The sequence below is a fragment of the Bradyrhizobium sp. genome (assembly GCF_049581145.1).
GTDB lineage: Bacteria > Pseudomonadota > Alphaproteobacteria > Rhizobiales > Xanthobacteraceae > Bradyrhizobium.
Window position 1 is genome coordinate 1 of the sequence record NZ_JBAURI010001154.1, and the last position, 8068, is coordinate 8068.

Here is an 8068-nt window from a genome sequence, read left to right on the forward strand (position 1 = left end):
GCTTCGGTTTCTCCGGCGACGATGTCGAGAAGAGATGCCGGGTCTTGTCAGGCGGTGAGAAGGCACGGCTGGTGCTGGCGAAGATGCTGTTCGATCCGCCGAACTTCCTGGTGCTCGACGAGCCGACCAACCATCTGGACCTCGCGACCAAGGAGATGCTGATCACGGCGCTCCGGGAGTTCGAGGGGACCATGCTGTTCGTCTCCCACGACCGGCATTTTCTCGCAGCGCTCTCCAATCGCGTACTGGAGCTGACGCCGGAGGGGCCGCATCAATATGGCGGCGGCTACACCGAATATGTCGCCCGCACCGGACAGGAGGCGCCGGGCTTGCGGAGCTGAGAAAATTCCGCGGCCTGTGGCGGAGTGAGGACGAAGACCTCGGAGCACTTCGCTCATGCAAAAGGCGGCCTCGCGGCCGCCTTTACAGGAGGTCAGGTGCAGGGCGAGCCTTACGTGCCGCTCTCGCACTTCTTCATGAAGCTGGCCTTCGCGGCGCCGGCGAGCTGCTTGCCATCCGAACCGACGGCCTTGGTCGCGCAGGAATCGGCCATGCACTTCTTCATGAACGAGGTCTTCGCGGCACCAGCCAATGGCTTACCGTCCTTGCCGACGGCTTTGCTATCGCAGGTATCATCCGCAAACGCGGAGCCCGCGGCGAAGGTGGCAATGATGGCAGCCAAGAAAATGCGCTTCATGTTCGTTTCTCCCTAAACCCAAATAGGCGGCGCAATGGAGCTCGAAATCTTGACGAGATCAAGCTCCCGCACTGCGTTTATTTGTTGTTTGCGAATACCGACTTACCGGTCCGCTCAGGCGCCGCGCTCCAGCAGCGACCTGAAATCAGCACGGGCGCGTTGCGCCTCCGTGCGTGCGACCACCGAAGCTTCGCCGAGGCCGAAATAGCCGTGGATCAGGCCTTCGCCGGGATAATGCCTGACCGGAACTGCGGCGCTCTCGAGCGCTGCGGCGTAGGCTTTGCCTTCGTCGCGCAGCGGATCGAACCACGCCGTGCAGAGGATTGCGGGCGCAAGTCCTGCAAGGTCGGTTGCCCGCAATGGCGACGCGCGCCAGTCCGCGCCCTGGCTTGGGTCGGCGAGGTAGTGTCCGCAGAACCATTCCATAACCGCGCGCGACAGGAAATAGCCGTCCGCGTTTTCGCTGCGGGACGGAAAGCGCGCGTTCTCGCCAGCGTCGGCGAAGTTGCCGACCACGTCCGTCACCGGATAGACCAGAAGCTGTGCGGCGAGCTTGAGTCCGGCATCGCGGCAGGCAATTGCGCAAGCTGCCGCAAGATTGCCGCCGGCGCTGTCGCCGGCGACGCCGAGGCGCGCCGCGTCGCCGCCGAATTCCTCGATGCGCGCATTGACGTCCCGCACCGCAGCAAAGGCGTCCTCGAACGCGCCGGGAAAGCGGGTCTCCGGTGGCCGGCGGTAATCGACGGAGATCACGGCCGCGCCGGTCTCGATCGCCAGCCAGCGCGCCTGCCGATCATGGGTTTCCAGATCGCCGGCGACCCAGCCGCCGCCATGGAAGAACACCACCGTCGGCGATTGCGCCGCCGTGACCCGATAGAGCCGTGCGGCAAGCGGCCCTACCGCTCCTTTGACCGTGACGTCCTCGACGCTTTGGAGCGCTGGCGGAGCAATCGCCGCGCGTGCGGCCGCAAGCGTGCGCAACGCATCGCGCGCGCTTTGTGGGGTCATCGTGTTCGGATCGCGCAACGGCAACAGCGGAATGATCTGGGCGATGACGGGATCGAGCGGTGCGGCCACGGGAAGTGTTCTCCGGTAAAAGGTCGTCCCAACTTAGATTCCGCATTTGAAGTGGGCAACCTGCAATCGCCACCTGACGCTGGCGAGGCCCGGCTCGTGTCAAACCGAAGGTCCCGCTGATCGGTCGGCAGATCATCTGTTCAAAGCCACGTCCTTGAACGAGGCCACAAGAGGTTTTTCCAGCTTCCCGTGCATTCCGCAAAGGATGCCGTAGGCGTCTTCACGCGACATCGGCGGCCTGTAGCGGCGATCTTCGATCAACGCCGAAAAGACATCCGAAATCGTCAAGATGCGCACGACATCGGATATGCTTTCCGCGCCCAACCCGTCCGGATATCCGCTTCCGTCGAGATATTCATGATGATGTCGGACGGCATCGAGGACTTCAGGAGAAATGCTCTTGTTATCCTTGAGCACGTCGTATCCGGCGGCCGCATGGGTCTCAATGAGGGCGCGCTCATGCGCATCAAGGCGTCCAGGCTTGTCAAGTATCGTCAGGGGAATCGTCGCCTTGCCGATGTCGTGAAACATGGCGGCGGAATACAACCGCTCCATGTCGGCCTTTCGAAGACCAAGGCTCAGTCCGAAATCGATCGCGACCCCCGTCACCAGCAGGCAGTGCTGATAAGTACCCTCATGGTGGCGGCGGATCGTCGTGAGCCAGTCGGACAGGCCGTTTTCGGCAATATGATCCGCGATCTTGCTGCCGGCCTCCTTCGCGCCTTCGACATCGATCGTGGCGCGGTTTGCGGCCGCCGCGAACATCGAAGCGATGGCGGTGGTGCCGATGCTGGCCGCAGCGTTGCTGTCCTGGGCGTCTGTGGTCGCACCAGGCGAAGCGTGCTCGGCCAGCGCCCACAGCAATTTGTTCGCGCTGACGGGGCCGCCCAGAACGAGTGTCGCGCCGAGGGCGTAGGCCTGCGAGATACTCCGGTGTGTTGGTTGATCCAGCAGGAAAACGCGCTTCTGCACGCGCGTCCTCTTTCCAAGATTCGTTTTGACGGCCAGGATATTGTCAACGATTCGAAGATCTGTCTTGACGACGAGCGCATTGCACTCGTTGTGACCCGTGCTTGCTCCGCCGAGCAATTCGGACGTCACCTCATGCCTTCGCTCGAGCACGGCGCAAACGCTTGCCAATCCAGCGGAACTATCGGCAATGACATGAACGAACATGAAGCGGGTTCCGTATCGCCGCAATCCTCGTCATTGTTGATGCAGTCGAACCGCGCAGGCGACAGGCTGCTTCTGGGTGAGGAAACGTTCGAGTTGCTCGCAGATCATGTGCGCAATATCTTCGCGCAATTCGAACCTGATCGTGGTGTCCGTGGTATCGATCTCGAAAACTCCGTGCAGCGGGGCCGCCGACCGCGTCGATATCGATACGCGGGCGATCCTGTGAAGACTCGGCATCTGGCAATTTCCTTCTGGCATTTTAAGTTGGTGTTGGACGGGAGTAATGGCTCGGGAAGGCAATTAGATATGAATTATCATGCGGAGCCCGGAGGGCTGGATGTGCTCAGCCGGAGCTTGCGGAATGTCCTTTCTTTCTGGCGGCTTTATCCGCGACAAATCTGACGCCAACTTGCGATCCGTCGATCCAGACGAACTCGCAGCGCCGAAAAGCGAGGCCAGTCGAAGACAGCAGCAGGAAGAATTCTCGGGCTCGCAACACCTCGGTGGTTCCTTCCACGTCGAGCATGGCTCCGGTCTTGGAAACGTCGCGAAGAATGCAGCTTCGGCGCCACGTACCATCGACACCCATGAGATTGACGGGATAGTCGTGCTCAAGGCGAACCCGGCTGGCCTTTCGGTTTTCCCATTTCATCAGGCAGTTTCCGGCATTGCCAAAGCTTTCCGGAGCTCCGGCGAAGTGGTGGCCGAATTGTTCGTGGACCCGAAGCGTATCAATCGTTGGGCAGTGGAGAGATAGAGCGCATCGAATTGCTTCTTGACCCGGTCCAGCGCCTGCTCAGGGAGTTGGGGAACGTTTCGATTGTTGATAACGGCCAGTGTGGTCAGCCAGTTCAATCGCGATGCGCGACAGGCCACGACCAGGCTCTCGCAGCCGCCTTCCTCCATCAGGCGTTCGATGGTTTCGATGCTGGCCCCAGAGAGCAGCGCAAGCGCTGCAACGAGTTTTGTGTGCTCACGACGCACGGCGAAGCGGTTGACCGTGGAGTCGTTCAGCTTTCCGCTGTTGCTGAGGGCCAAAACCACGGCCCGGGCTTCGGAATAGACAATGGGCTCGGGCATCTCCGCGCCGACATGGGCCGCGACACTGTCGAGGGCTGCCCGAATCTGCTGGCGCTGTCTCGGCGGAGCGGTCCTGAGCAGCTGAATCCGGACTGCATCTGTCGTCTTCGAGAGCAGCTCACGAAGCATGGCGGGGGGGATATCCGGCCGAAATCCCAGCGACTCTGCGACGTCCTCGTTGCATGACGTGATCGCGACAAGCTTCGCGAAACCATGTTGGGAGAGTCGGGCGCCTGCATTCTTTGCGAGCACCCGGCAGACGTCGATGTCGCCACGTCTCAGAAGAACATCGGTAAGCGTCTCGTCCAGGTATGGCCGTTCCGAGATCGCGAGCAGGTGCTGCCGGCCGCGACGGCCGGCGATCTCTCCAAGATCATGATCGCAAATAGATTGCGACCTGCGAAGGAGAGGTGCGGCAATCGGAGCTTGTTCGTGGTCGGCGAGGCGACGCACCGTTTCTTTCGGGGCTACGGCCAGTCCGGAAAGACCTGTGCTCAGCTGCAGCAGCGCTTGGGGCTCGAGGCCCGGCAGAAGCCGAACGAGCACATCATCAAAGATGCCAATCTGCTCCTCCCTGAGCCGATGGGCGCTCAGGGCTAGCAGATGCATCAGTTGCCGCAGCATCTCGGCGCGTCGCGCAGGCGTGCTGCCCGATACCGCGGCATCAAGTTCAGTGATGAGGTCGACCGAAGCAACTGCTTTCATAGCCGGCGCCAATTCGTTATAAAAAACAGCTTGTTTCCGCGCCGGAATTTCACGCCCGAAAGATTAATTCATTTTGTAAAACTGCCCCACAATGGTGTAATAGTACTCTGTTGATGGCGGTAAAACTGTATCGAAATTCGGCAGATTCAGGCGATCTTGAGTTGTCTTTCGGCGGGAGTATCCCGCACTTTGTTTCCGATACGCTTTCTTCATTTCGGTCGTTGCCAAAGCTTTTGAGGGGTCGGATAGCTGATTTTTGAGCGGGGCCGGCTGGTTTTTCAAGAAGATCAATGAAGCGAGAATTGCTGGCGCCGTCACTGGTGCCCAAAGTCTTTGAATTTCACGATGCGGATGAGTTTCGCAGTTCAATACGAAACGTCGACGTCGACTTCACGCCGCTGGTGAGCAAAATTTCGGCGCGGCAGATGATTCTGGAGTTGCCGGGCTGCAGCGTCAATTTCACCAGCGCGTTTCCCCGCATCCTCGATGTGCAACTGAACCCGTCTTGTACGGCGGTCGGGTTCTCGATGGACGATGGCGTTCCGGTCCGCTTCAACGGCGTCGAAAGGGACCATTTGGCGATTGTCCTCGGGTCCGGTGGCGCGGCGTGCAGCACGGTCGCGCGAACTTCGAGGCAATTTGCCGCGATCATTTTCACACCGGAGATAACCGATCGCGGCTGGCCTCAGACCGACCATCATTTCAAGATGTTCGAGACCAGCCGCCCGGCATTTCATTGGCTGCGCTCGCTGGTGCGCGAAGTCATGTCCATCTCGGCTTTTTCCACTCTCGACGACGCCAACGAGATATCGTTTGCGATCCGCGAATCCCTGCTTGCCGGGATCGACGCTGCATTTGCCGATGTTGTTGCCGCGAGATGGGCGTCCTACGCGAACTCGGCCCGGCAATTCAGGATCTTTCAGGATATTCGGGCCTTGCTGGCGGGCAATGTGGCTACGCCGATCTACAGTGAGGAACTTGCCCAGAAGGTCGGCGTGTCGGTCCGCACGCTGCACGATACCGTCTTGCGGTACCGGGGAATGAGCCTGCATCGGTATCTGCGCCTGAGGCGATTGTGGCTCGTACGCCGGCGACTTCTCCTGGGGGCTCAGAGCGTGAAAGCCTGCGCGCTCGCTTTTGGCTTCTGGCACCTGGGCGACTTCTCAAGAAGCTATCGGTCCCAGTTCGGTGAATCGCCGTCGGAGACGCTTGCGCGATCTCGGTAGGCGCGCCATGCGACCGGATATCCGCGGGCAGCCTTCGCAGATCGCATGGCTCTCAGGCCGCCCTGACCTCGCTGAGGAAGCGGTTGACCTCGCCGGCCAGGTCCTTCGATTGCGACGCCAGCTGCTCGGCGGCTCCCAGCACCCGATTGGCGGCCGAGCCGGTGTCGTCAGCGGCGTGCTGCACGCCCGAAATGTTGGAGTTGACCTCCCGGGTGCCCCGCGCGGCCTCCTGGACGCTGCGGGAAATCTCCTTCGTCGCCGAGCCCTGTTGTTCGATTGCCGCGGCGATCGCGGTGCCGATCTGATCGATCTCCGTAATGACGTCGACGACGTTCCTGATCGCCGCCACGGTTTCGTCGCTGGTCGACTGGATGGCCGCGATCTGTTCGGAGATTTCGGTGGTGGCCTTGGCGGTCTGACCGGCCAGCGATTTGACCTCCGACGCCACCACGGCAAAGCCGCGACCGGCCTCGCCGGCGCGAGCGGCCTCAATCGTCGCGTTCAGCGCCAGCAAATTGGTTTGCTCGGCGATGCTCTGGATCAACGTCACGACATCGCCGATCTTCTGCGCGCCTTCGGCCAGCGACCGCGCTGTGTCGCCGGTGCGCCGGGCGTTTTCGACCGCGCGTGACGCGATTTCGGTGGATTGTGCGACCTGGCGGCCGATCTCGCCGATCGAGGAGGTCAGCTCTTCGGTGGCGCTGGCGACCGTCTGCACGTTGGTCGAGGTTTGTGCCGAGGCGCTGGCGACGATTGCGGCCTGGCGGTTGGTGTCCGACGCGGTCGAGGACAGCGATTGTGCGGTATTCTCCATCACGCCGGATGCCGAGGAGAGGCCGCCGACGAGTTCGCCGACCTTGGCTTCGAATGCGCGCGTCAGCTGGTCGAGTGCTTGCGCGCGGCGGATCTTGACCTCGTTCTCCGCTTCCTTTTCCGCGGCCAGGCGATCCGCCTTCATCATGTTATCCCTGAAGACGCCGACGGCCGAGGCCATCGCGCCGATTTCGTCATCGCGGCCAGTCCCGGCAATCTCGTCCGCGACGTCCCCGCTGGCCAAACGCGACATCGTCGCGGTGAGGTCGACGATCGGCCGGCAGATACTGCGCCGCACCTTCAGGACGAGGCCGGCACTCGCGACGACAACGGCCACGAGCCCCGCAAGCGCGATCATGAAACTGAAGCGAGCCGCCGAATAGGCGGCGGCGAGCACCTGCTCTGCGTTGTCGTAGAAAGCGTCGCGCACGCCGATGGCGGCGTTGAGCCAGATCTGCGCCTCGTCGTAGAGGGTCTGGACGTCGTGTGCGAATTTGCCGGTGACTGCGCCTTCCCTCGCAAGCTTGATTTCCTGGCCGAACCGCTCGACATAGATCTCGTTCATATGTGTCAGCGCCGCCGCCACATTGGCCGGCGTCGCGGGATTATCCTTCAATTCCCCAAGCGACATCAGAACCTGGTCGACCCGTCCCTGGGCGCGGCTCAGTTCCGCCTTTTCGGCATCCGTCGCCACGCGATTGGCGGCGACGGCGTTCTTGTAGAGGCTCGCGCTATAGCCGCCGACATCGCGCAGCGTCCAGGCGATGTTGGCATAAACCGCCTGCCGGTAGGCATCGCCGTGCAGCAGCGCCATCTGGCGGACCTGACCATCCAGCAGCGCAGTGACGGCGCGGTTCAACACCGCATTGTCGGCGATGATCTTCTTGGCGGCCGCCGCGCGGGAATCGGCCGGGCCATCGATCGTCTTGTCGATGGCCTCGCGCAGTGAATTGAGCTTTGCATTGAGGGCGTCGATGCCGGCGCCGAGCTCGGCGCCATCGTCGAGGGCGCCGGGCAGCTCGCTGCGAAGAGCGTTCATCTTGTCACGCGCGCCGTTGGTCTGCTTGCGGTATTTGTCGTTGAGCTCGGCCCGCTGTTTTGGATCGACGGTGGCCGGCCCGAACATGATGTTGGTCGAGAATCCGCGCTCCGAATTGAAGTAGCGCGGGATGTCTCCGACGATGCGGACGATCTCGAGCCTGCTCCGGGCTTCGGAAATTTTGGTCATGGTCTGGTACTTCGTCACCGCGACATAGACGGCGAGGCCGCCGCCAACCGTGGCCAAGGACACGAT

Annotated in this window: 11 protein-coding genes; 3 read left to right on the plus strand and 8 right to left on the minus strand. The window is 61.7% G+C overall.

Going from position 1 to position 8068, the window contains the following annotated elements; translation table 11 throughout:
- Nucleotides 1–341, plus strand: a 341-nt coding sequence (locus WCB02_RS36725; RefSeq protein ID WP_423966622.1) for an ATP-binding cassette domain-containing protein, incomplete at its 5' end; no start/stop codon positions are given.
- A 110-nt stretch (nucleotides 342–451) separates the two neighbouring features.
- On the opposite strand, the gene WCB02_RS36730 is transcribed toward WCB02_RS36725, so the two are convergent.
- The 3 genes from WCB02_RS36730 to WCB02_RS36740 all read right to left on the minus strand — a co-directional run bounded on the left by WCB02_RS36730 (nucleotide 452) and on the right by WCB02_RS36740 (nucleotide 2746).
- The gene (locus WCB02_RS36730) at nucleotides 452–697 is read right to left on the minus strand and encodes a hypothetical protein (protein WP_423966624.1); all 246 of its coding nucleotides are present in this window, start codon (nucleotides 695–697) and stop codon (nucleotides 452–454) included.
- A 114-nt stretch (nucleotides 698–811) separates the two neighbouring features.
- The gene (locus WCB02_RS36735; RefSeq protein ID WP_423966627.1) at nucleotides 812–1774 is read right to left on the minus strand and encodes an alpha/beta hydrolase; all 963 of its coding nucleotides are present in this window, start codon (nucleotides 1772–1774) and stop codon (nucleotides 812–814) included.
- Nucleotides 1775–1906: 132 nt separating this feature from the next.
- Nucleotides 1907–2746: an HD-GYP domain-containing protein gene (locus WCB02_RS36740; RefSeq protein ID WP_423966630.1), complete on the minus strand. Its 840-nt coding sequence runs from the start codon at nucleotides 2744–2746 to the stop codon at nucleotides 1907–1909.
- Between WCB02_RS36740 and WCB02_RS36745 the strand changes: the two genes are divergently transcribed.
- Nucleotides 2717–3352 carry a hypothetical protein gene (locus tag WCB02_RS36745; protein WP_423966632.1) on the plus strand — a complete coding sequence of 212 codons (636 nt, stop codon included), beginning with the start codon at nucleotides 2717–2719 and terminating at the stop codon, nucleotides 3350–3352. The two genes, WCB02_RS36740 and WCB02_RS36745, sit on opposite strands and share 30 nt — an antisense overlap.
- Here WCB02_RS36745 and WCB02_RS36750 read toward each other — a convergent pair.
- From WCB02_RS36750 to WCB02_RS36765, 4 genes are all read right to left on the minus strand, one after another.
- A complete protein-coding gene (locus tag WCB02_RS36750; RefSeq protein ID WP_423966634.1) occupies nucleotides 3294–3602 on the minus strand; it encodes a PilZ domain-containing protein in 309 nt (102 codons plus the stop codon). The genes WCB02_RS36745 and WCB02_RS36750 overlap by 59 nt on opposite strands.
- Complete coding sequence (locus tag WCB02_RS36755; protein ID WP_423966636.1) at nucleotides 3602–4735, minus strand: DUF2336 domain-containing protein; 1134 nt, start codon at nucleotides 4733–4735, stop codon at nucleotides 3602–3604. Before WCB02_RS36755 ends, WCB02_RS36750 begins: the two co-directional genes overlap by 1 nt.
- 63 nt (nucleotides 4736–4798) lie before the next feature.
- On the minus strand, nucleotides 4799–5053 hold the full coding sequence (locus WCB02_RS36760) for a hypothetical protein (RefSeq protein ID WP_423966638.1): 255 nt from the start codon (nucleotides 5051–5053) through the stop codon (nucleotides 4799–4801).
- A gap of 22 nt (nucleotides 5054–5075) precedes the next feature.
- Nucleotides 5076–5387, minus strand: coding sequence for a hypothetical protein (locus tag WCB02_RS36765; RefSeq protein ID WP_423966640.1), 312 nt, complete (start codon nucleotides 5385–5387; stop codon nucleotides 5076–5078).
- A 55-nt stretch (nucleotides 5388–5442) separates the two neighbouring features.
- On the opposite strand from WCB02_RS36765, the gene WCB02_RS36770 reads away from it, so the two are divergent.
- Complete coding sequence (locus tag WCB02_RS36770) at nucleotides 5443–5961, plus strand: helix-turn-helix domain-containing protein (protein ID WP_423966643.1); 519 nt, start codon at nucleotides 5443–5445, stop codon at nucleotides 5959–5961.
- Nucleotides 5962–6013: 52 nt separating this feature from the next.
- On the opposite strand, the gene WCB02_RS36775 is transcribed toward WCB02_RS36770, so the two are convergent.
- Nucleotides 6014–8068, minus strand: a 2055-nt coding sequence (locus tag WCB02_RS36775; RefSeq protein WP_423966645.1) for a methyl-accepting chemotaxis protein, incomplete at its 5' end; no start/stop codon positions are given.